This is a genomic window from Bradyrhizobium sp. WSM2793 (assembly GCF_000379585.1).
Taxonomy (GTDB): domain Bacteria; phylum Pseudomonadota; class Alphaproteobacteria; order Rhizobiales; family Xanthobacteraceae; genus Bradyrhizobium.
On sequence record NZ_KB902775.1, the window covers coordinates 132680 to 154619 of the forward strand.

The following is a 21940-nucleotide window of genomic DNA, read 5'->3' on the forward strand; positions in this document are numbered from 1 at the left end:
TCCCCGCGATTGACTGCCCGCGCGCAAGCGGCAGCAAGCCGCACGCCAACAAAAGGGAGGTTGCCATGGCGCCATGGCACGATCGCGCCGGCCCTGCGTCCGCGCTCGCACGTCACGCTCTCTCCATTCTGATCGCAGCCGTCGCCTTTGCTCTTCCGGTTGCGTCGAATGCTGGCGACGTCCCGACTTTTGCGGTCGATCCCTCCTGGCCAAAGCAGCTGCCGAACAACTGGATCCTCGGCCAGGTCGGCGGCATCACCGTCGACTGGCAGGGCCATATCTGGGTGATCCATCGCCCGCGCTCGCTTACCGACGACGAGAAGGGCGCAAGCCTCAATCCGCCGCGCTCGAAATGCTGCGTGTCGGCGCCGCCTGTGCTCGAGTTCGACGTCGACGGCAATCTGCTGCGCTCATGGGGCGGTCCCGGGCAGGGCTATGAATGGGTCGGCCGCGAGCACGGCATCGAGGTCGACGAGCGCGGCTTCGTCTGGGTCGGCGGCAATGCCGACAACGACAACGCCATCGTGAAGTTCACGCTCGACGGCAAATTCGTCGCCCAGATCGGCAAGTTCGCCCCGAGCCTCGGCAGCAACGATACGACGCAGCTCGGCAAACCCGCCGAGACCGCGCTCGACAAGGAGGCCAACGAAATCTACGTCGCCGACGGCTATGGCAACCGCCGCGTCATCGTGTTCGATGCGACGACGCTCGCCTACAAGCGGCACTGGGGGGCCTACGGCAACAAGCCCGATGACAACAAGCAGGCGCCCTACGATCCCAAGGCGCCGGCGTCGCAGCAATTCGGCAACCCCGTCCACTGCGTGAAGCTCGCCAATGACGGCCTCGTCTATGTCTGCGATCGCATCAACAACCGTATCCAGGTGTTCAAGAAGGACGGCAGCTTCGTGAAGGAGTTCTTCTTCGAGAAGAACACGCTCGGCAACGGCGCGGTGTGGGACATCGCGATCTGGCCCGATCCGAAGCAGACCTATCTGCTCAGCGCCGACGGCGAGAACAACGAGATCCGGGTCATCAAGCGCGAGGACGGCAGCGTGGTCGGCAGCTTCGGGCATAACGGCCGCAACGCCGGTCAATTCCACTGGGTGCACGCCATGGCTATCGACGCCGGGGGTAACGTCTATACCGCCGAGGTCGATACCGGAAAGCGCATCCAGAAATTCAAGCTGACATCGGACGCGCTCAAATAGCGTCTCAACGCATTTTTCCCAAAAAGTTAACCGACGGATGACGCTACGACGCAGCGTCATCCGGCTTTAGGCGCATTGCCGCCGGCCCTGGGACAGGCTAGAGCCAATCAGCCGGAACAAGGCTCCGCAAGAGAGCAGTCCGCATATTTGACAATGGAGGAAACCTTTTATGACGACGACGTTCGCGCGCCGCTCCGCCGCCCTTCTGGCCTGTGCCGCCTTCGGTTTTGCAACATCCGCCTACGCGCAGGACAAGACCGTCAAGATCGGCGTGCTCAACGACATGTCGAGCCTCTATGCCGACATCGGCGGCCCCAACTCCGTGGTTGCGATCAAGATGGCGGTCGAGGATTCCGGCTTGCTCAAGAAGGGCTGGAAGATCGAGGTGCTGAGCGGCGATCACCAGAACAAGCCCGACGTCGGCGTCAACATCGCCCGGCAGTGGATCGACAACGACAAGGTCGATGCGATCGCGGACACGCCGAGCTCCGGCGTCGCGCTGGCGGTCAGCAACCTCGTCAAGGAAAAGAATGCAGTGCTGCTCAATTCGGGCGCTGCCACCGCGGATCTCACCGGCAAGGCCTGCACGCCCAACACGGTCTCCTACACCTATGACACCTACATGCTCGCCAACGGCACCGGCAAGGCGCTGACCAAGGCCGGCGGCGACAGCTGGTTCTTCCTCACCGCCGACTACGCGTTCGGTCACGCGCTGGAGCGCGACACCAGCGCCGTCGTCACCGCCAATGGCGGCAAGCTGCTCGGCGGCGTCAAGCACCCGCTCAACACCGCGGACTTCTCCTCCTTCCTGCTCCAGGCGCAGTCGTCGAAGGCCAAGATCATCGGCCTCGCCAACGCCGGCGGCGACACCACCAATGCCATCAAGCAGGCGGCCGAGTTCGGCATCGTCCAGGGCGGCCAGAAGCTTGCGGCGCTGCTGCTGTTCATCAACGACGTGCACTCGCTGGGGCTCAAGACCGCGCAGGGCCTGACCTTCACCGAATCGTTCTACTGGGACCTGAACGACAAGACCCGCGAATGGTCCAAGCGCTTCTCGGCGCTGGCCAGCAAGAACGCGATGCCGTCGATGACGCAGGCCGGCAACTACGCGATGGTGCTGCACTATCTCAAGGCGATGGACGCGCTCGGCGGCAATCCGCATGACGGCGCCAAGGTCGTCGCCAAGATGAAGGAGCTGCCGACCGACGATCCGCTGTTCGGCAACGGCCCGCTGCGCCAGGACGGCCGCCGCCTCATCCCGGCCTACCTGTTCGAGGTGAAGAAGCCCGAGGAGTCGAAGGGGCCGTGGGACTATTACAAGCAGATCGCCACGATCTCCGCCGAAGACGCAGCAAAGCCGCTCAAGGACAGCGATTGTCCGCTGGTGAAAAAGTGACCGCGTAGCGGTCATCCCGGGGCGATGCGAAGCATCGAACCCGGGATCTCGCGCGGCCTTCTCCGCTGCCGTAGGGTGGGCAAAGCGAAGCGTGCCCACGACTTCTTGCTATCACGAACAGAGGGTGGGCACGGCGCTGCGCGCCTTTGCCCACCCTACGATCCCGTCTTCGCCGCCCCCAGCGTCCGCACCGCGATCGCTACGCAGACCACCATGAGCGCTGCCGCGAGCAGGAACGGTGCGCCGGGCAGATGCAGCGGCGCCCCGGCGCTGATGAAATAGGAAAAGGTCAGCGTGAACAGGAACGGGCCGACGAGCTGCGACACGCTCTGCACGCTCGCGGTCGCGCCCTGGAGCTGGCCCTGCTGATCGGCTGAGACCAGCCGCGTCATCAATGCTTGCGACGCAGCACCCGAGATGCCCCACAGCGCCAGAATGGGAATCCCGATCCAGGACAGCGGCCCGGTCGGCGCAGCGCCCAGGACGACGAAGCCGAGCGCGCCACAACACAGGCCCAGCAACAGCGCGTTCCGCTCGCCGAGCACGCGCACGATCGGGCCGATCGCAAGCCCCTGCACCACCATGGCGCAGATGCCGACCATCGCCAGCGTCAGTCCCACGGTCTTGGAATCCCAGCCGTAGCGATAGGTCGCATAGAGCACGAAGGTCGAGGGCAGCACGACATGCGCGACCTGCGCGATGAAATTGACGACGGACAACGCAGCGAGCACCGCATTGGAGCGCAGCAGGCGGAGCGCGCCGAGCGGACTGGCACTTCGCCAGCGGAACGGCGCGCGCTTGTCGGGCGCGAGCGATTCCGGCAGGACGAACAGACCGTAGAGGGCATTGGCGAAGCTGAGGGCCGCCGACGCCCAGAACGGCAGGCGCGGATCGATGTCGCCGAGCAGGCCGCCGAGCGCTGGCCCCAGGATGAAGCCGGCGCCGAACGCCGCTCCAATCCGGCCGAAGACCGCCGCGCGCCGCTCCGGCGGCGTGATGTCGGCGATATAGGCAAACGCCGTCGAGATGCTGGCCGAAGTGATCCCCGAGATGACCCGGCCGACGAACAACCACACCAGGGACGGCGCCAGCGCCATCAGCACGTAGTCGGCCGCGAGCCCGAAATTCGACAGCAGGACCACCGGCCGCCGCCCGAAACGATCCGACAGCGCGCCGAGCAACGGCGAGAACACGAACTGCATCAGCGCCCAGGCGGTACCGAACAGGCCGAAGATGCGGGCGGCGTGGGCGGTATCGTTGTCGACGAAGCTCTCGATCAGCTTCGGCAGGATCGGCATGATGACGCCGAGCGCGAGCATGTCCAGGAGGATGGTGACGAAGATGAAGGCGACCGCACCGCGCTGGACCGGCACAGCGCCTTGCGCCGCCGCCTCGCTGGCGCCGTCACTCACGACGGCCGCTTGCGCTTGTGCGCGAAGGGATTGGCCTTCTCGCGCAAGGTGATGCGCACCGGCGTGCCCGGCAGCTCGAAGGTCTCGCGCATGGAATTGATGAGGTAACGCAAATAGGACTGCGGCACCGCGTCAGCGCGCGAGCAGAACAGCACGAAGCTCGGCGGGCGCGCCTTGGTCTGCGTGATGTAATTGAGCTTGAGCCGTCGGCCGGACACGGCCGGCGGCGGATTGGCCTGAACCGCCTGCTCGAACCAGCGGTTCAATGCCGACGTCGACACGCGCCGGTTCCAAAGCGCGTAGGCGTCCTGGATCGCCTGCATCAGCCGATCGATGCCCTCGCCCATCAGGCCCGAGACCGCGACGATCGGCACGCCCTTGATCTGCGGCAGCCAATGGTCCGCATCGCGACGCAGACCCGAGATCGCACCGCCCCCCTTGCTCTCCATTAGGTCCCATTTGTTGACGGCGAGCACCACCGCGCGGCCCTCGCGCTCGATCAGATCGGCGATGCGCAAATCCTGCTCCTCGAAGCGGTTCTGCGAATCCATCATCATCACGACGACTTCGGCAAAACGGACCGCGCGCAGGGCGTCGGCGACCGAGAGCTTTTCCAGCTTCTCCTCGATGCGGGAGCGCCGGCGGAGACCTGCAGTGTCGAACACGCGAAACTCGCGGCCCTTCCAGTTGATCTCGACCGCGATGGAATCGCGCGTCGTGCCGGCCTCCGGGCTCGTCAGCAGGCGTTCCTCGCCGAGCAGATGGTTGATCAGCGTCGACTTGCCGGCATTGGGCCGGCCGACGATGGCGACCCGGATCGGGCGCGTCGCGGCCTCTTCCTCGGTGAGCGGCTCGTCGTCCTCGGTCTCGTCGTCGTCGACGGGCTCTGGCATCAGCTTGGCGAGCTCATCGTAGAGCTCGCCCATGCCCTCGCCATGCTCGGCCGAGATCTGGATGGGATCGCCAAGGCCGAGCGCGAAGGATTCCATCGCGCCGGCATCGCCGTGCTTGCCCTCGCTCTTGTTGGCGACCAGCAGCACGGGCTTGTTGGCCTTGCGGGCGAAATCGGCGAAGGCGCGGTCGGTGGGCGTGAGGCCGACGCGGGCATCGATGACGAAGAACAGCGCATCGGCCTGCGCGATCGCGGTCTCGGTCTGCTCCTGCATGCGCGCGGTCAGCGAGCCCTTGGCGCCCTCGTCGAGGCCTGCGGTATCGATGATGGTGAATTCGAGATCGCCGAGCCTCGCCTCACCCTCGCGGCGGTCGCGGGTGACGCCCGGCAGATCGTCGACGAGCGCGAGCTTCTGTCCGACCAGGCGGTTGAACAGCGTCGATTTGCCGACATTGGGCCGGCCGATGATGGCGATCGTGAAGGACATCGGTCATTCGTGCGCTGCCGGGGCTGCGCCTGTCAATGAAAGGAAAAATTAGCGCGAGAAGTTGCCGCTCGGCAGCGGCGCCGGGAAGCCGCCCTGCGTCTGCTGCTGCGTGGTCTGGGTCGGTTGCGCCTGCTGGACCGGCTGATCCGGCGGCGGCGCAGTGGTGCGCTTGCGGACGATCTTGTGCTTGGGCGGCGGAGCGGCCGTGGCCGGCGCCGCTTCCGGCTGGGCCTCGCCGTCAACTTCGCCAGCGGGCGCGTCCGTCGGCGCTGCGGCTGCGGCGGCCGGCTGCCTCGTGTGCTTCGCCTTGGCACCCTTCGCCGGCTTGGCCTCGGGCGGCGGTTCGGCGGGCAGAGCCGCGACGGCGGGCGCGTTCGGATCGGGCTGCTGCTGCGCGCCCTTGTACAGGTCCTTCGGAACGCCCTGCTCGAGGCCCGGCACGCCCTCCGGGAAGACCGGCTTGCGGTCGCCCGGCAGCTTCTTCTTGGTGTCGAGGAAGTCGAGCATGTCGCTTGGATCGAAGCTGGAGCAGCCGCCCAGGACGCCCGTGAAGGCGATCAGGACGGCGGCTGCGATCAAGCGTGGCGTGCGGCGCATATCGTGTCTCGTCTAGGTCAGGGAGCCGTCGTCAGCTCTTCTTGCTCAGCTCTATTTGCTCAGCTCTTGGCGACGGGCGGCAGCAGGGCCTGGAGCGCCTCGGCGCGTGAGCGCAGGCCGGGCGGCGTTTCGCCGTCTTCACCAATCGCGTCGAGCCATTTGCGGGCCGCCGTCATGTCGTTGTTGCGCCAGGCCGACAGCGCCAGCATCTCGCGGGCGGTGTGGCGGAAGGTCGATTTGGGGGCGGCGGAAGGCTCCAGCCGCTGCTGCATGTCGGCATAGCTGGCGCTGTCGAGCACCAGGCCGGCGGCGCGGATCTTGGCCAGATCCTGCCACTCACCACCGACGCTGCGGTCGGCAGCGATGTCGTCATACATCTTGGCCGCAGCCTTGGCGTCACGGGGCGCCGCCTCGGCTGCGGCGCGCAGCCGCGCCAGGGTGCGATAACCCGAGGGCGCCTTGGCGGCGAGCTCGGTGAAGGCGGCCTCGGCCTCGGCATGCTTGTCCTGGTCAGACAGCTCCGCCGCCTTCTCGAAGGCGGCACCGGCCTCGGCGGCCTTCTTGGCTTCCAGATATTGATAACCGCGCCAGCCGCCGACGCCGGCAACGACCAGCACCATCAGGGCGATGAAGTAGATCGAAAATCTATCCCACAGCTTCTTGAGCTGTTCGCGACGTACTTCCTCGTCGACTTCGTCAAATAATTCAGACACTTATGCTAATCCCATGCCCGTCCGGGTACGCGCGCCGAAGCGTTCGCGTCAGGAATCCCATCCCCCACGTGGCGGCGAGGTACCCTAACGATATGGCGGTGGCAAGGCAAAGCGAGCCCGATCAAGGCGTTAACCGCCCAGGAGAGCCCGGATGGCCCTGCCCGGCTCAAGGGCCCAGGAGCTCCCGGAGCTGCCGCTTCAGCACCTTGCCGTTGGCGTTGCGCGGCAGCGGCTCAGGTGTGATCGCCAGGGTCTCGGGAACCTTGTAGTCGGACAGACGCTCCGCGCACCAGGCGCGCAGGGCCTCGCCGGCGACCGGCGCGCGCGTCACCACCACGGCGTGGACGCGCTCGCCCAGCACCGGGCACGCCTTGGCGATGATCGCGCTCTCGATCACGGCGGGATGGCCGGCCAGCACGGATTCCACCTCGGCCGAATAGATCTTCAGGCCGCCGCGATTGATCATGTCCTTCTGGCGGTCGAACACGCGGACGAACCCTTCCGCATCGACCGAGCCGAGATCGCCGGAGTGCCAGAACCCGCTGGTGAAGCTCTCGGCGGTGGCTTTGGGATTATTCCAATAGCCCTTGATGACGGAGGCGCTCTGGATCCAGAGCTCGCCGATCTCCCCGTGCGGCAGCTCGCGCCCGCTCGGATCCATCGCGACGATGCGCGCGCCGGGGCAGGGCAGGCCGACGCTGTCGATGTGGCTCTCGGTCAGCTCGCCCGGCATGATCGTCGAGGGCGACGTCGTCTCGGTCGCGCCGTAGCAGTTCATCAGCTTCAGGCCGGGAATTGTCGCCTTGAGCTTCTCGATGGTCGCGACCGGCATCGGCGCCCCGCCAAAGCCGCCGATGCGCCAGCTCGACAGATCGTAGCTGTCGAAATCCGGCTGCAGCAGGCAGAGATTGTACATCGCCGGCACCATCACTGTGTAGGTGACGCGCTCGCGCGCGGCGAGCTTGAGGTAATCGGCGGCCTTGAACTCGGGCATGATGATCAGCGCCCCGCCGCAGCGGATCATCGTCGTGATGTTGGCGACGATTCCGGTGACATGGCCGAGCGGCACCGCCGCGATCGAGCGATCCGTTTGCGTCAATTGCAGGCAGGACACGAACACCATCGAGGAATGGACGATGTTGCAATGGGCCAGCATCGCGCCCTTCGGCCTGCCTGTCGTGCCCGAGGTGTAGAGGATCATCGCGGTGTCCTCTTCGCTCACCTCGATCGGCGCAGGCGCCGACGGGTTGTCGGCGAGCTCGGCGAAACGTGAGCGAGCCGGATCGTCATCGACGGCGATGCGGTGGATCACATCGGGCACCTCCTCCGCATCGGGCAGCCGCTCTGCGAGGCCTGCTTCGTGGATCAGGATCTTGGCGCCGCAATCGGCGAGGACATAGGCGATCTCCGGCTTCTGCTGGCGCGTGCTGAGCAGCACGGTGACCAGCCCCTCATGCGCGGCGGCAAACAGCAGCAGCGGGAATTCGATGCGGTTGCCGAGCAGGATCGCGACGCGGTCGCCCCGTTGCAGGCCAAGCTTGCGGAAGCCCGCGGCGATCCGCGCAGCCTGCTCCACGGCCTGCCGCCAGCTCAGCCGGACATTGCCTGCGATCAGTGCCTCGCCTTCGGCATTGCGATCGCGCGCCTCCGCGATCATCGCCCACACGCTCGCCGGCCGATCCGAAAATGCCGGCACCACCCGGTCGCCGAAGCGCGCCTCGAACCGCATCGGCGGGATCTGAGATTGCGACCAGTCCATCGAAGGGCCCTCGGTTTGTTGCTCTTATCAGCTTCCGCGCATGGACATCGGGGTTTCGTCTTGTGCTGACCGGCTAGACCCCGATCACGGGAACACCGATCACGACCGGATGGAACGCGAAGGCTAGCGCGAGATAGGCGACGACGCCGACGACGACCGCAATCAGATCATTGCTGACGCCGCCCACCGGGATCGGGGGGCCGCCGGCGTCGGTGCGATGCTTGAGCGAAATGCGGTCATACACCGCCCAGCCCAGGAACGAGCCGAACAGGATGATGGAGCCGAGATCGCCGTTGGCCAAAAGATGCGCCGCCGCCCACAGCTTGATGCCGGCCAGCATCGGATGCTTCAGCGTCGCGTAGATCCGGCCGCGCAGATAAGAGGCGACCACCAGGATGACCGCGGGCAGCATCAGCGCGAGCGTGATGTGCTTCATCGCCTTCGGCGGATACCAGACGTCGATCCAGCCGGAGCTGCGGTAATGCGCAAAGCCCCAGATGATCAACGCGAGACCCGCGAGCGAGACCACGGCATAGAGGATCTTGTAGGTCCCCTCGCCCAGCCTTGCGATTGCCTGCGCACGCGCCTCACGTTTGGTGGTGAAAACATGGGTGGCGAAGAACAGCACCAGCCCCAGGATCATGACCAGCAGACCCACGACATCCTCCCCGCAATGCAGCCCCCGCCACTGAGGTATCATCGATTGGCGGCTGCTCGCAACTCGTGCGCTACTGGCCGATCTGCCGATTGTCGACATATCGGATCGCGATCGGCCGCCCGGCCAGGGCACCGGCGAGTCCGCCAGTGAATTTCAGCGGCAGGCAGGCGTTCAGCGAGGCGTTGATCGCCTTCAGATAGGTCGCGCGGGTGTCGGCCGGAACGCCGGTGGTTGCGAATGTCAGGCGCGGCGGACCGATCAGGCCGCCCGCCTTGTTGAAACTGAAACGCACCGACATCTGCATGCCCGCGCGCGCACCGTCTGATGGCGGCGACCAGCAGGTGCGTAGCTCGGCGAAGAGATCGCCGATCGTGTCGAGATCGTGATCCGGCTTCCGATACTTGGCGCGATCGACTTCGGAGGGCACGCTCTCGATCGTCAGCTGAAGATTTTGCCCATAGGGATAGTCGATCTCGGGAATGCAGGGGCCGGGCTCGAGCGGGCTGCAATAGGACGGCGTGCAGGGCCGATAGTCGAGCACGCTGCACGGCTCGTGCGCAAACGGGATTGGATTGATCTGGCGTCGCTGCGCGTCGGCGGCGATCGTCGAGATCGTCAGCAGGAGAAAAACAAGGAAGCCGCGCCACATGGAGTGAGCTCGCAATGCCACCAGAAAAGGTGGCATTGTCCATGAATGCGTCAAGTCCGCGCGCGTTCACATGCTCGCGCGCGAGCGGCAGGCCCACCCTACCCCTTCTTCTTGACGTCCTTGACGTTGGTGAATTCGATGCCCTCGGCGCGTTCTTTGGTGTAGCCGAGATAGAATTCGTTCCGCGCCAGATACACGGGATCGCCGTCGACGTCGTCGGCGATGCTGGAGGTGTTGGCGGCGATGAAGGTGTCGAGCTTCTTGCGGTCCTCCGAGGAGACCCAGCGCGCGAGCTGGAATTCGCTGACCTCGAACTCGACCGGCAGTGAATATTCCGCCTCCAGCCGTGCCTTCAGCACGTCGAGCTGGAGCGCGCCGACGACACCCACCAGCGCCGGCGCTCCGTCGCGCGGGCGGAACACCTGCACCACGCCCTCTTCCGACATCTGCTGCAGCGCTTCCTTCAGCTTCTTGGCCTTCATCGCGTCGGTGAGACGGACGCGGCGGACGATTTCCGGCGCGAAACTCGGCACGCCGACGAAGTTGAAATCCTCGCCCTCGGTCAGCGTGTCGCCGATGCGCAGCGTGCCGTGATTGGGAATGCCGACGACGTCGCCGGCGAAGGCTTCATCCGCGACCGAACGGTCCTGGGCGAAGAAGAATTGCGGGCTCGACAGCGGCATGCTCTTGCCGGTGCGCACCAGCTTGGCCTTCATGCCGCGGCTGAGCTTGCCCGAGCAGAGACGCGCAAACGCGATGCGGTCGCGGTGGTTGGGATCCATGTTGGCCTGGATCTTGAACACGAAGGCGCTCATGCGCGGATCGGTGGCCTCGACCTTGCGCTGGTCGCTGTCCTGCGCGCGCGGCTCGGGCGCGAACTTGCCGAGGCCTTCCAGCAGGTCGCCGACGCCGAAATTGCGCAGCGCGCTGCCGAAATAGACCGGCGTCAGATGGCCCTCGCGGAACGCGTCGAGCTCGAACGGTTTTGACGCTTCGGTGACGAGCTCAAGCTCGTCCTTGACCGCGGAGACATCGAGATTGGCATTGAGCTTGGCGAGCTCGGCGATCTCGATCTGCTGCGCCGCGCCGGTCTTGGCACCGCCGCCTTCGAGCAGGCGCACGCCGCCATTGGCGACGTCGTAAGTGCCGAGGAAGTCGCGGCCGCGGCCGACCGGCCAGGTCATCGGCGTGGTGTCGAGCGCCAGCGTCTTCTCGATCTCGTCGAGCAGCTCGAACACGTCGCGGCTCTCGCGATCCATCTTGTTGATGAAGGTGATGATCGGGATATCACGAAGACGACACACCTCGAACAGCTTTCGGGTGCGCGCCTCGATGCCCTTGGCGGCGTCGATCACCATCACGGCGGAATCGACCGCGGTCAGCGTGCGATAGGTGTCTTCCGAAAAGTCCTCGTGGCCCGGCGTGTCCAGCAGGTTGAACACGAGCCCTTCGAACTCGAAGGTCATCACCGAGGTCACGACAGAGATACCGCGCTCGCGCTCGATCTTCATCCAGTCCGATCGCGTGTTGCGCCGCTCGCCCTTGGCCTTGACCTGGCCGGCCAGGTTGATGGCGCCGCCGAACAGCAGCAGCTTTTCGGTCAGCGTGGTCTTGCCGGCGTCGGGATGGGAGATGATCGCAAACGTGCGCCGCCGCGCCACTTCAGCGGCAAGCGGGGAACGGGCCGGCGATTCGGCTGTGGTGGTGGCGATGTCGGACATGGCGGGAGCGTGTGGCAGGGAAAACGGGCCTGATCAAGCCTCATTTGGTGATTGCGGAGCCTTCCGGCCAGCCCCATATCGGCCTTGGCCATACTGGCCTTGGGGGGAGGACGGCCTCCCCGCCCATCAGCCGCGGGGACGACCCTGCCTTGAAGGGAGGGTCGTCATGGCCTGGAGCATCCTGTTCGTCGCGGGTCTTCTCGAGATCACCTGGGCGATCGGCCTGAAATACACCGAGGGTTTTAGCAGACTTGTTCCGTCCGTCGTCACGCTCGCGGCCATGGCTGGCAGCGTCATCCTGCTCGGCCTCGCCCTCAAATCGCTGCCCGTCGGAACCGCCTATGCGGTGTGGACCGGCATCGGCGCGGTCGGCACCGCAACGCTGGGCATTGTCCTGTTCGGGGAGCCGGCCACCGCCCTTCGTCTTGCCAGCATCGCCCTGATCGTTGCCGGGATCGTCGGGCTGAAGCTGGTTACTTGACGAAGATCTTGACCGCCCACCAGGTCAGCGCCGCTACGACGGCCGAGGCCGGGATCGTGATCACCCAGGCGTAGACGATCGAGCTGGCAACGTTCCAGCGCACCGCCGAGACGCGGCGGGCGGCGCCGACGCCGACGATGGCGCCGGTGATGGTGTGCGTGGTGGAGACGGGAACCCCAAGATAGGTCGCCATGAACAAAGTCGCGGCCCCGCCGGTCTCGGCGCAAAAGCCCTGCATGGGAGTCAATTTGGTGATGCGCAGGCCCATGGTGCGGACGATGCGCCAGCCGCCCATCAGCGTGCCCAGCGCCATCGCCGCCTGGCAGGACAGCACCACCCAGAACGGCACCGAGAAGTCGCTGCCGAGATGGCCCTGCGAATAGAGCAGCACCGCGATGATGCCCATGGTCTTCTGCGCGTCGTTGCCGCCATGGCCGAGCGAATAGAGCGAGGCGGAGGCGAATTGCAGGATGCGGAAGGCGCGATCGACCGCGAACGGCGTCGAGCGCACCGAGGCCCAGGACACGATCGCCACCAGCATCATCGCCAGCAGGAAGCCGATCAGCGGCGACAGCACGATCGCCAGTACCGTCTTGCTCAATCCGCTCCACACCGCAGCCGAGATCCCGGCTTTGGCCATGCCGCCGCCGACGAGCCCGCCGATCAGCGCATGCGACGACGAGGACGGGATGCCGAGCGCCCAGGTCACGAGGTTCCAGACGATGGCGCCGACCAGGGCCGCGAAGATCACCTGGGCATCGACGATCGAGGGATCGATGATACCGGTGCCGATGGTCTGGGCGACGTGCAGTCCGAACACCATGAAGGCGACGAAATTGAAGAACGCGGCCCAGAACACCGCGAATTGCGGCCGCAGCACGCGGGTCGAGACGATGGTCGCGATCGAATTGGCGGCGTCGTGCAGGCCGTTCAGGAAATCGAACAGCAGCGCGACGGCGATCAAGCCGACCAGGACGGGAAGACCCAACGCGGCATCCACAGCGGCCTGCCCTAAACTTGCTCGATGACGATGCTGTTGATCTCGTTCGCGACGTCGTCGAAGCGATCCGCCACCTTCTCGAGGTGGTCGTAGATCTCGACGCCGACGATGAAGTCCATCGCATTGCCGTCGCGATGCTTGAGGAACAGCTCCTTCAGACCGATGTCGTGGAGATCGTCGACGCGGCCCTCGAGCTTGCCGAGCTCCTCCGTGATCGCGGTCAGCATGGCGACGTTCGGGCCGATTGATTGCATGAGCGGCAGCGCGCGGCCGACCAGATTGGCGCATTCGATCAATAGCCCGCCGATCTCGCGCATGGGCGGCTCGAAGGTGCGGACCTCGAACAGCATCACCGCCTTGGCGGTCTGCTGCATCTGGTCGATGGCGTCGTCCATCGACGTGATCAGGTTCTTGATGTCGCCGCGGTCGAACGGGGTGATGAAGGTGCGGCGCACCGCCGTCAGCACCTCGCGGGTGATGTTGTCGGCATCATTCTCGAACTGGTTGACGCGCTGGCAATAGACCGGCGTCTCCTCGCCCCCGTTCAGCATGCCCTGGAGCGCGATGGAGCCCTGGATCACCGTCTGGGCATGCCGGTCAAACAGGTCAAAGAACCGTTCTTCCTTGGGCAGGAAAGCACGAAACCATCGCATCATGGGGGTAGGCTACCGGTTGGAAATGGCCCGGCCCTGTCAGGCCGTCATGAAACTGTCATAGACCATTTTCGATCCGCGCGCGTGTCATCTCACGCCCGTGGAGCCGGATCATCCACCGCTTTCAAGCGGCCGGCAAACCGATTTCAAATCAACCAGTTAGAGCGATCTCCGGAAGTAATGCGCGATTTCGCCGATGACGCCGCGGCGGAAGGTGAGCACGCAGACCACGAAGATCGAGCCCTGGATCACCGTCACCCATTGGCCGAAGCCGGCGAGATATTGCTGCATGGCGATGATCGCGAAGGCACCGACCACGGGGCCGAAGATGGTTCCGAGGCCGCCAACCAGCGTCATCAGCACGACCTCGCCCGACATCGACCAATGGACGTCGGTGAGCGAGGCGTTCTGCGCCACAAAGACCTTCAGCGCACCGGCAAAACCGGCCAGCGTTCCCGACAGCACGAAGGCCAGGAACTTGTACTGGTCGGTGCGGTAGCCCAGCGAAATCGCGCGCTGCTCGTTCTCCCGGATCGACTTCAGCACCTCGCCGAACGGCGAGTTGATGATGCGGTAGATCAACAGGAAGCCGGCAAGGAACCCGACCAGCACGACGTAATAGAGCACCGTCGGCTTGGACAGATCGAAGACGCCGAACATGCGTCCCTGCGGGATGCCCTGGATGCCGTCCTCACCGTGGGTGAACGGGGCCTGGAGGTAGATGAAGTACAGGAGTTGTGACAGAGCCAGGGTGATCATCGAGAAATAGATGCCCTGGCGGCGGATCGAGATGTAGCCGGTGATGATCGAGAGCACGAAAGCCGCGGCGATGCCGACGAGGATGCCGAGCTCAGGCGGCAACGCCCACACTTTCAGCGCATGCGCGCAGCAATAGCCAGCGGTCCCCAGGAACATGGCGTGGCCGAACGACAGCAGGCCGCCATAGCCGACCAGCAGATTGAAGGCGCAGGCGAGCAGCGCAAAGCACAGCGCCTGCATCACGAAGAACGGGTAGACGCCCGTGAATGGTACCGACGCCAGCAGCAGCGCCATCACTACGAAAGCGATCATCTCGTCGCGCATCGCGCGAGGGGGCACCGGCAGCGTGTCGTCCGTCAGGGTTGTCATATCAGGCCGCCCTTCCCGTCAATCCCGTTGGCTTCACCAAGAGCACCAGCACCATCAGCACGAACACGACGGTGTTGGAGGCCTCGGGATAGAAATACTTGGTCAGACCCTCGATCACGCCGAGCGCGAAGCCGGTGATGATGGAGCCCATGATCGAACCCATGCCGCCGATCACGACCACCGCGAACACCACGATAATCAGGTCGGCGCCCATCAGCGGTCGCACCTGGTTGATCGGCGCCGACAGCACGCCCGCGAGCGCGGCAAGGCCGACGCCGAGACCATAGGTCAGCGTGATCATGCGCGGCACGTTGATGCCGAAGGCACGCACCAGCGTCGGATTTTCGGTGGCGGCGCGCAGGTAAGCGCCGAGCTGGGTCTTCTCGATCAGGAACCATGTCGCCAGACATACGACCAGCGAGAACACGACCACCCAGCCGCGATAGATCGGCAAGAACATGAAGCCCAGATTCATGCCGCCCTTGAGCTGGTCCGGAATGGCGTAAGGCAGGCCGGAGGAGCCGAAATAATTCTGGAACACGCCCTGCACGATCAGCGCGATGCCGAAGGTCAGGAGCAGGCCGTAGAGATGGTCGAGCCCGGTCAGCCATTGCAGCATGGTCCTTTCCAGGATCATGCCGAAGATGCCGACGATCACGGGTGCGATCAGCAGTGCCCACCAGTAGTTGATGCCACCGAGGCTCAACAGGAAATAGGCAACGAAGGCGCCCATCATGTAGAGCGCGCCATGGGCGAAATTGATGATGTTCAGCATGCCGAAAATCACGGCAAGCCCGAGACTGAGCAGCGCGTAGAACGAGCCGTTGATCAGTCCCACCAGTAGCTGAGCGTATAGAGCCTGCATCGATCCCGCACCCGGTCCCTTCTCGTCGTTCCCCAAGAGCAAGCCGGCGCCGTAGCGCCGGCTCGCATCATCACACTTACTTCTTCACGAGCGGACAGACGCTCTCGGACAGCGGCCGGAACGCCTGATCCGCGGCCGTCGTGCCGATCAGCTTGTAATAGTCCCAGGGCCCTTTGGATTCCTCGGGCTTCTTGACCTCGAACAGATAGGCGGGATGCAGCTTGCGACCGTCCCCGCGGATCGTTCCCTTGCCGAACAGCGGATCGTCCGTCGGCGTCTCCTTCATCTTGGCGACCACCTTGGCCCCGTCATGCGGATTGCCGCCCATCGCCTCCAGCGCCTTGAAATAGTGCAGCAGACCCGAGTAGACGCCGGCCTGCACCATCGAGGGCATCGCCTTGTTCTTCATGCGCTCGGAGAAGCGCTTGGAGAACGCGCGCGTACCGTCGTTCATGTCCCAATAGAAGGTCTCGGTGAAATTCAGGCCCTGCGCCACCTTCAGACCGAGCGAGTGCACGTCGGTGATGAAGAGCAGCAGGCCCGCAAGCTTCTGGCCGCCCGAGACGATGCCGAACTCCGCCGCCTGCTTGATGGTGTTGGTGGTGTCGCCGCCGGCATTCGCCATGCCGATGATCTTGGCTTTGGAGGCCTGCGCCTGAAGCAGGAACGACGAGAAGTCGGCAGTATTCAGGGGATGCTTGACATTGCCGATCACCTTGCCGCCCGACTTCACCACGACTGCGGCGGTGTCGCGCTCGAGGGCATGGCCAAAGGCGTAGTCCGCGGTGAGAAAATACCATGTGTCGCCGCCCGCCTTCACCAGCGCCTGCCCGGTACTGTTGGCCAGCATATAGGTATCATAGACCCAGTGGATCGTGTTCGGTGAGCATTGCGCGTTGGTGAGATCCGACGTCGCCGCACCCGTGTCGATCAGGATCGAATTCTTCTCCTTGACGACATTGTTGACCGCGAGCGCGACGCCGGAGTTCAGGACATCCATGAAGATGTCGACCTTCTCGACGTCGATCCATTGCCGAGCAATCGTGGAGCCGATGTCGGGCTTGTTCTGATGGTCGGCGGAGATCAGGTCGAGCTTCCAGCCCTTGGCAGCGAGCCCGGAATCCTCGATCGCCATCTGTGCGGCGACGGTCGAGCCAGCGCCACCGAGATCGGCATAGAGTCCCGAATTGTCGGTCAGCACGCCGATCTTGATGTTCTTGTCCTGCGCGACTGCGCCACCTGCCGCGCCCAGCGCCAGGGCCGTCCCGAGCAACATTGCCGAAATGCTGTGCTTCATAATCCGCCTCCCAATATTCCTTTGATAGTTACTCTTGCACGTCCGCCTGCTCGGCTACACACCGAGATAGGTGTGGAGCTTGTCCATGTTGGCTGCAAGATCCGCATTGGAAAATCCGTCAATGATCTTGCCGTGCTCGACCACGTAGTAACGGTCGGCGACGGTGGATGCGAAGCGGAAATTCTGCTCGACCAGGAGGATGGTGAAACCCTCCTTCTTGAGCCGCGCAATGGTGTGGCCGATCTGCTGGATGATGACCGGCGCAAGGCCCTCGGTCGGCTCGTCCAGCATCAGGAAGCTCGCACCGGTGCGCAGGATGCGCGCGATCGCGAGCATTTGCTGCTCGCCACCGGACAGCTTGGTGCCCTGGCTGTTGAGCCGCTCCTTCAGGTTCGGAAACAGCTCGAAGATCTGATCGAGCGGCAGCCCGCCTTCGCGGACCACCGGCGGCAGCATCAAATTCTCCCGCACGTCGAGACTGGAGAATATGCCCCGCTCTTCCGGGCAGAATGCGATGCCCATGCGCGCGATCTTGTCGGAGGTCGCGCGGATGATCTCCTGGTTGTTGAACTTCACCGAGCCGGTACGCTTGCCGATGATGCCCATGATCGACTTCAGCGTGGTCGTCTTGCCGGCGCCGTTACGCCCGAGCAGGGTGACGACCTCGCCCGCGTTCACGTCGAAGTTGATCCCGTGCAGGATGTGAGACTCGCCGTACCAGGCTTCCAGGTTGCGGATTTGAAGGATGTTTCCGCCGGTCGCAGCCTTGGCCGGAGCCTCGGCGATCGCAGTGTCAGGCATGACCGGCTCCCAGATAGGCTTCCTTGACGCGCTCGTCCTTGGTGAGCTCCGAGTAATGGCCCTGCGCGAGCACCTGGCCGCGCGTCAGCACGGTGATGATGTCGGACAGGTTGGCCACGACGCTTAAATTATGCTCCACCATCAGGATGGTGTATTTCGCCGAGATGCGCTTGATCAGCGCCGCGATCTTGTCGATGTCCTCGTGGCCCATGCCGGCCATCGGCTCGTCCAGCAGCATCATCTCCGGGTCGAGCGCGAGCGTGGTTGCGATCTCCAGTGCACGCTTGCGCCCGTAGGGCATCTCGACCGCGGGCGTGTTGGCAAACTCGTTCAGGCCGACATCGTTCAACAATTCGCGCGCGCGATCGTTGAAACGGTTGAGCACCGACTTGGAGCGCCAGAAATCGAACGAAGAGCCGTGCTGGCGCTGAAGCGCGACACGGACGTTTTCCAGCGCCGTGAGATGCGGAAACACCGCCGAAATCTGGAACGAGCGAACCAGCCCCATGCGGGCCACGTCGGCCGGCGCCATCGCGGTGATGTCCTGCCCCTTGTAGAGGATTTTTCCGGCGGACGGTTTCAGGAACTTGGTCAGAAGATTGAAGCAGGTCGTCTTGCCGGCCCCGTTCGGGCCGATCAACGCATGAATGCTCCCACGGCGAACCTTGAGCGCAACGTCGCGGACGGCGAAGAAGCCCGCGAACTCCTTGGTCAAGCCTTCCGTTTCGAGAATAAACTCATCGGCCAAACAGATTTCCCCCTGCCCGCGCGAGCCGCGTGGCTATCCTTGTTGCTTCGGCTCTCCGGGGGCCTTGGAGCCTATCCTTGGAGCCCATCCGGAACGCCGCCTCCGGGCGCGGAATATGCCGGAGGTGACGGGGGTTAGGCAAGGCGGAAAGCTGAGCAGATCAGGTCTCCGGCTGGGATACAAATGCTCCCTTAGTCGGAGATGTTTTGATGTCGTGCCTGCCCGGCCTCCCGGTTCGCAAGGCACCGGTCATCAAGCCGTCGTTAACGGTCTTTCGTCCGGCACGCCAGCCTTCATAGAAAATTTTCCCGCACACGGCATCATGTGCGGGTTTTGACGTTCCGGGATTATCGTTTTGGATTTCGCCAGCGCCGCTCCGTCCGTCGTCAAGTCGATCAGGCAGCGTGATCTCCTGAACACGTGGCTGCGACTTTACGCGAGCCAGCAGATCGCGCCGGCGGTTTGGGAATATCAGCCTGCGCGGCTCGAGGAAGAACTGTCCGATCTCATCTATTATACGGTGGACGCTTCGACTCCGGCGCCACGCCTCACCATCCAGAGCGAAGGCACGCGCATCTCCCGTGCTTATGGGCATACCGGCAAGGGTGTTCTGCTCGACGATTATCTCGGGCCGCGGCTCGCCCCCTTCGTGATGCCGGTTTACTATGAATGCGTGGCACGCGGGCTGCCCGTCTACAGCGTTGCCGATGTCGACGACATCTACGGACGCATCGTCGCGTATGAACGGCTGCTGCTGCCTTTCCAGACCGGCGGCCAAGTCTGCCACGTCATCGCCTCGGTCAAGACCTTCTGCGAGGACGGCGGCTTCGAGATCAAGAATCTGATGCGCGGAAATGACGCGCTGCCGCACCCGAAGTTACGTGCCGTGATCGATCGCGATCTCTTCCATCGCGCGCCTGGCCGCATCGCGACGGCCGACGTGGTCGAATTCGCGGACCAGCCGACTCCCGGCGTCACCAACGAGATCATCGAGCTGAACTAGCTTCTAACGCGTCTTGGCTCCGACTTCCTTGGCATAGATGTCCGGCTTGAAGCCGACCAGCAGCTTGCCGCCGATTTCCAGCACCGGCCGCTTGATCATCGATGGTTGCGCTAGCATCAGCGCCAGCGCCTTCGTCTCGCTCAAGCCTTCCTTGTCGGAATCGGGCAGTTTCTTGAATGTCGTGCCGGCGCGATTGAGCAGCGTCTCCCAGCCGACCTTGTCGCTCCACTGCTTGAGCTTGTCCTTCTCGACGCCCGCCGCCTTGTAGTCGTGGAATTCATACGCGACGCCATGGGTATCGAGCCAGGCGCGCGCCTTCTTCATGGTGTCGCAGTTCTTGATGCCGTAGATGGTGTTGGGCAAGATGTTCCTCGCGCATGGCGTATCGTGATGTTCGCAGCGTTGTACGAAACTCCGCTTCGCGCGACAATATTGCGAACGAAGCCAACTCTCCGAACGGACACTTTATGCACGTCACTCACGATCCCGCAGCCCCCGCCACGCCGACCATCGACTTCAACAGCTTCCTCGCGGTCGATATCCGTGTCGGGACCATCGTCGAGGCAAAACCGTTTCCGGAAGCGCGCAAGCCGGCCTTTCGACTGTGGATCGACTTCGGCCCGGTGATCGGCGTGCGCAAGAGCTCGGCCCAGATCACCGAAAACCATCCGCTCGAGACTTTGGTGGGACAACAGGTCGCGGCCGTCGTCAATTTCCCGCCGCGCCAGATCGGACCCGTCGTCTCGGAGGTGCTGACGCTCGGCTTCCCCGATGCCGACGGCAAGGTCGTGCTGGTGCAGCCGAGCAGGCCAGTGCCGAACGGCGGACGGCTGTTCTAGCCGCGCGCGATCGAGTGCAGCGTCGCCTCTGTCGACGCATTCGCAACGGACATCATCTCCTCCTTCCCGGCCCGAGACCGGCCAGACTTGACCAAAATCCTCTTGTACAATAAAAATGACTGACTGATCGTTTTTTATCCTGATCAGCTTGTCCTCGGCCCAATATGGATCGACGATAAAACGATCGATCTGTCAGTTACTTAGGACGGCCAGATGCCCAAGATCAGCGACAAGCAGCGCGAAAGCCGGCGGCAGCAAATTCTCGAAGCTGCCCTCGCCTGCTTCTCCGAAGACGGTTTTCACCAGACCGGCATGGCCGACATCGTGAAGCGGTCCGGACTGAGCCATGGCGCGGTCTATCTCTACTTCCAGAGCAAGGACGATCTGATCGAGGCGCTCGCCGACGACCGGCATCGCCGCGAAGCCGTGCTCAATTCGGTCGCGCAAGGATCCGGCGATCCGATCGAAGGGCTTCACGCGCTGATCCGCGTTTACGCGCAATGGCTGACTGACCCCGCCGGTGAAGCGCGCCGCCGTGTCGGCATCCACGGCTGGGCCGAAGCCCTGCGCAACCGCCGCGTCCGCGCCAGCGTCATCGAGGGCATCGACATGCCGCGCGCTCTGATCGTCGCGCTGGTCGAGCGCGGCCAGCACGACGGCCTCCTCAGGCGCGACCTCGGTGCGGAAGCGATCGCGCGCGTGCTGATCGCGATCTTCCAGGGTTTTGTGCTGCAAAAATGCTGGGGCGACGCATTCGACGTCGAGGCCTGCATGGCGGCCGTGGCCGGGGTGATCGACGGCTTTCGCTCGACCAGGCCCGACATCAAGCGGCGAACCAGGACGTAAGCGATGTCAGGGATCCACGACCTGCTTGCTGGCGCAGGCGTCGGCCTGATCAGCGGCCTGGCATCGGGCTTCACGGGGACGAGCCCGGGTGGCGGGCTCGTGATCTTCAGCGTGCTGCTGCTCGGCGCGGAACAACACGTCGCACAAGGGACGTCACTGATCACACAGGTCCCGCCGACGGGCCTTGCCGGCGCGCGCCGCTATTGGCAGAGCGGCAATCGCAGCCCCTTGCCGTGGATTATCTGGATCGGCATCGGATTTCTCGTCGGCGGCGCCGGTGGCGGTTACGCCGCGGCGGCGGTTTCCGACCAGGTCTTGCAATGGACTTATGTCGTCTATCTCGTCGCGCTGATCGTCCTGCTGATCCTGCGTCGCGATCGCAAGGACGGCGGCCGTGAGCCCGGCGACCAGGACCAACTGCCCCGGTTACCGCTGCTGCTCATCGGCCTGCTTGCCGGATTTTCCTCCGGCTTCATGGGCATCGGCGGCGGCCTTGCGATCACCGTCGGCCTTGCTGCAGGCCTGCGCGTGCCGCAGCATCAGGCGCAGCTTGTCAGCCTCGTCTTCTCGATCCTCCCGACCAACCTTCCGGCGGCCTGGATCCACTGGAGCAAGGGCCTGCTGGTCGGCTGGCCGGCCATCACAGGCATTCTGGCCGGCCTCTGGATCGGCACCGATCTCGGCGCACGCCTGGCCAATGGCGTCAGCAAATCGGTACTGCGCCGGGTCATGATCGCCTTCGTCTCCCTGATGGCGCTCTACATGACCCACAAGGCGCTAACCTGAT

At 64.3% G+C, this 21940-nt stretch carries 23 protein-coding genes; 7 read left to right on the forward strand and 16 right to left on the reverse strand.

What is annotated here, in order from left to right; translation table 11 throughout:
- Positions 1 to 65 precede the first annotated feature (65 nt).
- Together A3AS_RS0110780 and A3AS_RS0110785 are read left to right on the forward strand one after the other, a co-directional pair.
- Entirely contained in the window at positions 66 to 1208 is a 1143-nt protein-coding gene (locus A3AS_RS0110780; RefSeq protein ID WP_018317602.1) for a hypothetical protein, read from the forward strand.
- 169 nt (positions 1209 to 1377) lie between these two features.
- Positions 1378 to 2604, forward strand: a complete 1227-nt coding sequence (locus tag A3AS_RS0110785; RefSeq protein WP_018317603.1) for an ABC transporter substrate-binding protein — start codon at positions 1378 to 1380, stop codon at positions 2602 to 2604.
- 155 nt (positions 2605 to 2759) lie between these two features.
- Here the strand turns inward: A3AS_RS0110785 and A3AS_RS0110790 are convergent, their stop codons facing one another.
- From A3AS_RS0110790 to A3AS_RS0110825, 8 genes are all read right to left on the reverse strand, one after another.
- A complete protein-coding gene (locus A3AS_RS0110790) occupies positions 2760 to 4016 on the reverse strand; it encodes a TCR/Tet family MFS transporter (RefSeq protein ID WP_018317604.1) in 1257 nt (418 codons plus the stop codon).
- On the reverse strand, positions 4013 to 5395 hold the full coding sequence (gene der / locus A3AS_RS0110795) for a ribosome biogenesis GTPase Der (RefSeq protein WP_018317605.1): 1383 nt from the start codon (positions 5393 to 5395) through the stop codon (positions 4013 to 4015). Before der ends, A3AS_RS0110790 begins: the two co-directional genes overlap by 4 nt.
- 48 nt (positions 5396 to 5443) lie before the next feature.
- Complete coding sequence (locus A3AS_RS0110800; protein WP_018317606.1) at positions 5444 to 5992, reverse strand: hypothetical protein; 549 nt, start codon at positions 5990 to 5992, stop codon at positions 5444 to 5446.
- Between the two features lie 59 nt (positions 5993 to 6051).
- On the reverse strand, positions 6052 to 6705 hold the full coding sequence (locus A3AS_RS0110805; protein ID WP_018317607.1) for a tetratricopeptide repeat protein: 654 nt from the start codon (positions 6703 to 6705) through the stop codon (positions 6052 to 6054).
- 166 nt (positions 6706 to 6871) lie between these two features.
- On the reverse strand, positions 6872 to 8464 hold the full coding sequence (locus A3AS_RS0110810; RefSeq protein ID WP_026201882.1) for a class I adenylate-forming enzyme family protein: 1593 nt from the start codon (positions 8462 to 8464) through the stop codon (positions 6872 to 6874).
- A gap of 73 nt (positions 8465 to 8537) precedes the next feature.
- On the reverse strand, positions 8538 to 9122 hold the full coding sequence (locus A3AS_RS0110815; protein WP_018317609.1) for an NnrU family protein: 585 nt from the start codon (positions 9120 to 9122) through the stop codon (positions 8538 to 8540).
- Between the two features lie 70 nt (positions 9123 to 9192).
- On the reverse strand, positions 9193 to 9771 hold the full coding sequence (locus A3AS_RS0110820) for a hypothetical protein (RefSeq protein WP_018317610.1): 579 nt from the start codon (positions 9769 to 9771) through the stop codon (positions 9193 to 9195).
- Between the two features lie 98 nt (positions 9772 to 9869).
- Positions 9870 to 11492 carry a peptide chain release factor 3 gene (locus A3AS_RS0110825; RefSeq protein ID WP_018317611.1) on the reverse strand — a complete coding sequence of 541 codons (1623 nt, stop codon included), beginning with the start codon at positions 11490 to 11492 and terminating at the stop codon, positions 9870 to 9872.
- 166 nt (positions 11493 to 11658) lie between these two features.
- Between A3AS_RS0110825 and sugE the strand changes: the two genes are divergently transcribed.
- On the forward strand, positions 11659 to 11973 hold the full coding sequence (sugE, locus tag A3AS_RS0110830; protein WP_018317612.1) for a quaternary ammonium compound efflux SMR transporter SugE: 315 nt from the start codon (positions 11659 to 11661) through the stop codon (positions 11971 to 11973).
- On the opposite strand, the gene A3AS_RS0110835 is transcribed toward sugE, so the two are convergent.
- The 7 genes from A3AS_RS0110835 to A3AS_RS0110865 form a co-directional block, all read right to left on the reverse strand.
- The gene (locus tag A3AS_RS0110835) at positions 11966 to 12973 is read right to left on the reverse strand and encodes an inorganic phosphate transporter (RefSeq protein ID WP_018317613.1); all 1008 of its coding nucleotides are present in this window, start codon (positions 12971 to 12973) and stop codon (positions 11966 to 11968) included. The two genes, sugE and A3AS_RS0110835, sit on opposite strands and share 8 nt — an antisense overlap.
- A gap of 11 nt (positions 12974 to 12984) precedes the next feature.
- A complete protein-coding gene (locus tag A3AS_RS0110840; protein WP_018317614.1) occupies positions 12985 to 13629 on the reverse strand; it encodes a DUF47 domain-containing protein in 645 nt (214 codons plus the stop codon).
- Between the two features lie 156 nt (positions 13630 to 13785).
- Complete coding sequence (locus tag A3AS_RS0110845; RefSeq protein ID WP_018317615.1) at positions 13786 to 14754, reverse strand: branched-chain amino acid ABC transporter permease; 969 nt, start codon at positions 14752 to 14754, stop codon at positions 13786 to 13788.
- Between the two features lies 1 nt (position 14755).
- Entirely contained in the window at positions 14756 to 15619 is an 864-nt protein-coding gene (locus A3AS_RS0110850; protein ID WP_018317616.1) for a branched-chain amino acid ABC transporter permease, read from the reverse strand.
- Between the two features lie 76 nt (positions 15620 to 15695).
- Positions 15696 to 16916 (reverse strand): ABC transporter substrate-binding protein, encoded by a 1221-nt coding sequence (locus A3AS_RS0110855; RefSeq protein WP_026201883.1) that lies wholly within the window; start codon positions 16914 to 16916, stop codon positions 15696 to 15698.
- A gap of 54 nt (positions 16917 to 16970) precedes the next feature.
- Positions 16971 to 17717 carry an ABC transporter ATP-binding protein gene (locus A3AS_RS0110860; RefSeq protein WP_018317618.1) on the reverse strand — a complete coding sequence of 249 codons (747 nt, stop codon included), beginning with the start codon at positions 17715 to 17717 and terminating at the stop codon, positions 16971 to 16973.
- Positions 17710 to 18465: an ABC transporter ATP-binding protein gene (locus tag A3AS_RS0110865; RefSeq protein ID WP_018317619.1), complete on the reverse strand. Its 756-nt coding sequence runs from the start codon at positions 18463 to 18465 to the stop codon at positions 17710 to 17712. Before A3AS_RS0110865 ends, A3AS_RS0110860 begins: the two co-directional genes overlap by 8 nt.
- 355 nt (positions 18466 to 18820) lie before the next feature.
- Here A3AS_RS0110865 and A3AS_RS0110870 point away from each other — a divergent pair, with 355 nt between their 5' ends.
- Complete coding sequence (locus tag A3AS_RS0110870) at positions 18821 to 19468, forward strand: hypothetical protein (protein ID WP_049814849.1); 648 nt, start codon at positions 18821 to 18823, stop codon at positions 19466 to 19468.
- A 3-nt stretch (positions 19469 to 19471) separates the two neighbouring features.
- On the opposite strand, the gene A3AS_RS0110875 is transcribed toward A3AS_RS0110870, so the two are convergent.
- Positions 19472 to 19831 (reverse strand): ArsC family reductase, encoded by a 360-nt coding sequence (locus tag A3AS_RS0110875; protein WP_018317620.1) that lies wholly within the window; start codon positions 19829 to 19831, stop codon positions 19472 to 19474.
- 104 nt (positions 19832 to 19935) lie between these two features.
- Between A3AS_RS0110875 and A3AS_RS0110880 the strand changes: the two genes are divergently transcribed.
- The 3 genes from A3AS_RS0110880 (at position 19936) to A3AS_RS0110895 (ending at position 21939) form a co-directional block, all read left to right on the forward strand.
- Complete coding sequence (locus A3AS_RS0110880; protein WP_018317621.1) at positions 19936 to 20307, forward strand: tRNA-binding protein; 372 nt, start codon at positions 19936 to 19938, stop codon at positions 20305 to 20307.
- A 213-nt stretch (positions 20308 to 20520) separates the two neighbouring features.
- The gene (locus A3AS_RS0110890) at positions 20521 to 21153 is read left to right on the forward strand and encodes a TetR/AcrR family transcriptional regulator (RefSeq protein ID WP_018317623.1); all 633 of its coding nucleotides are present in this window, start codon (positions 20521 to 20523) and stop codon (positions 21151 to 21153) included.
- Between the two features lie 3 nt (positions 21154 to 21156).
- On the forward strand, positions 21157 to 21939 hold the full coding sequence (locus A3AS_RS0110895; RefSeq protein ID WP_018317624.1) for a sulfite exporter TauE/SafE family protein: 783 nt from the start codon (positions 21157 to 21159) through the stop codon (positions 21937 to 21939).
- Position 21940 lies beyond the last annotated feature (1 nt).

Coding starts and splice junctions, on each gene's coding strand:
- A3AS_RS0110780 (WP_018317602.1), top strand. CDS start 66: ATGGCGCCATGGCACGATCGCGCCGGCCCTGCGTCCGCGCTCGCACGT.
- A3AS_RS0110785 (WP_018317603.1), top strand. CDS start 1,378: ATGACGACGACGTTCGCGCGCCGCTCCGCCGCCCTTCTGGCCTGTGCC.
- der (WP_018317605.1), bottom strand. CDS start 5,395: ATGTCCTTCACGATCGCCATCATCGGCCGGCCCAATGTCGGCAAATCG.
- A3AS_RS0110800 (WP_018317606.1), bottom strand. CDS start 5,992: ATGCGCCGCACGCCACGCTTGATCGCAGCCGCCGTCCTGATCGCCTTC.
- A3AS_RS0110810 (WP_026201882.1), bottom strand. CDS start 8,464: ATGGACTGGTCGCAATCTCAGATCCCGCCGATGCGGTTCGAGGCGCGC.
- A3AS_RS0110820 (WP_018317610.1), bottom strand. CDS start 9,771: ATGTGGCGCGGCTTCCTTGTTTTTCTCCTGCTGACGATCTCGACGATC.
- A3AS_RS0110825 (WP_018317611.1), bottom strand. CDS start 11,492: ATGTCCGACATCGCCACCACCACAGCCGAATCGCCGGCCCGTTCCCCG.
- sugE (WP_018317612.1), top strand. CDS start 11,659: ATGGCCTGGAGCATCCTGTTCGTCGCGGGTCTTCTCGAGATCACCTGG.
- A3AS_RS0110840 (WP_018317614.1), bottom strand. CDS start 13,629: ATGATGCGATGGTTTCGTGCTTTCCTGCCCAAGGAAGAACGGTTCTTT.
- A3AS_RS0110845 (WP_018317615.1), bottom strand. CDS start 14,754: ATGACAACCCTGACGGACGACACGCTGCCGGTGCCCCCTCGCGCGATG.
- A3AS_RS0110850 (WP_018317616.1), bottom strand. CDS start 15,619: ATGCAGGCTCTATACGCTCAGCTACTGGTGGGACTGATCAACGGCTCG.
- A3AS_RS0110855 (WP_026201883.1), bottom strand. CDS start 16,916: ATGAAGCACAGCATTTCGGCAATGTTGCTCGGGACGGCCCTGGCGCTG.
- A3AS_RS0110860 (WP_018317618.1), bottom strand. CDS start 17,717: ATGCCTGACACTGCGATCGCCGAGGCTCCGGCCAAGGCTGCGACCGGC.
- A3AS_RS0110880 (WP_018317621.1), top strand. CDS start 19,936: ATGCACGTCACTCACGATCCCGCAGCCCCCGCCACGCCGACCATCGAC.
- A3AS_RS0110890 (WP_018317623.1), top strand. CDS start 20,521: ATGCCCAAGATCAGCGACAAGCAGCGCGAAAGCCGGCGGCAGCAAATT.
- A3AS_RS0110895 (WP_018317624.1), top strand. CDS start 21,157: ATGTCAGGGATCCACGACCTGCTTGCTGGCGCAGGCGTCGGCCTGATC.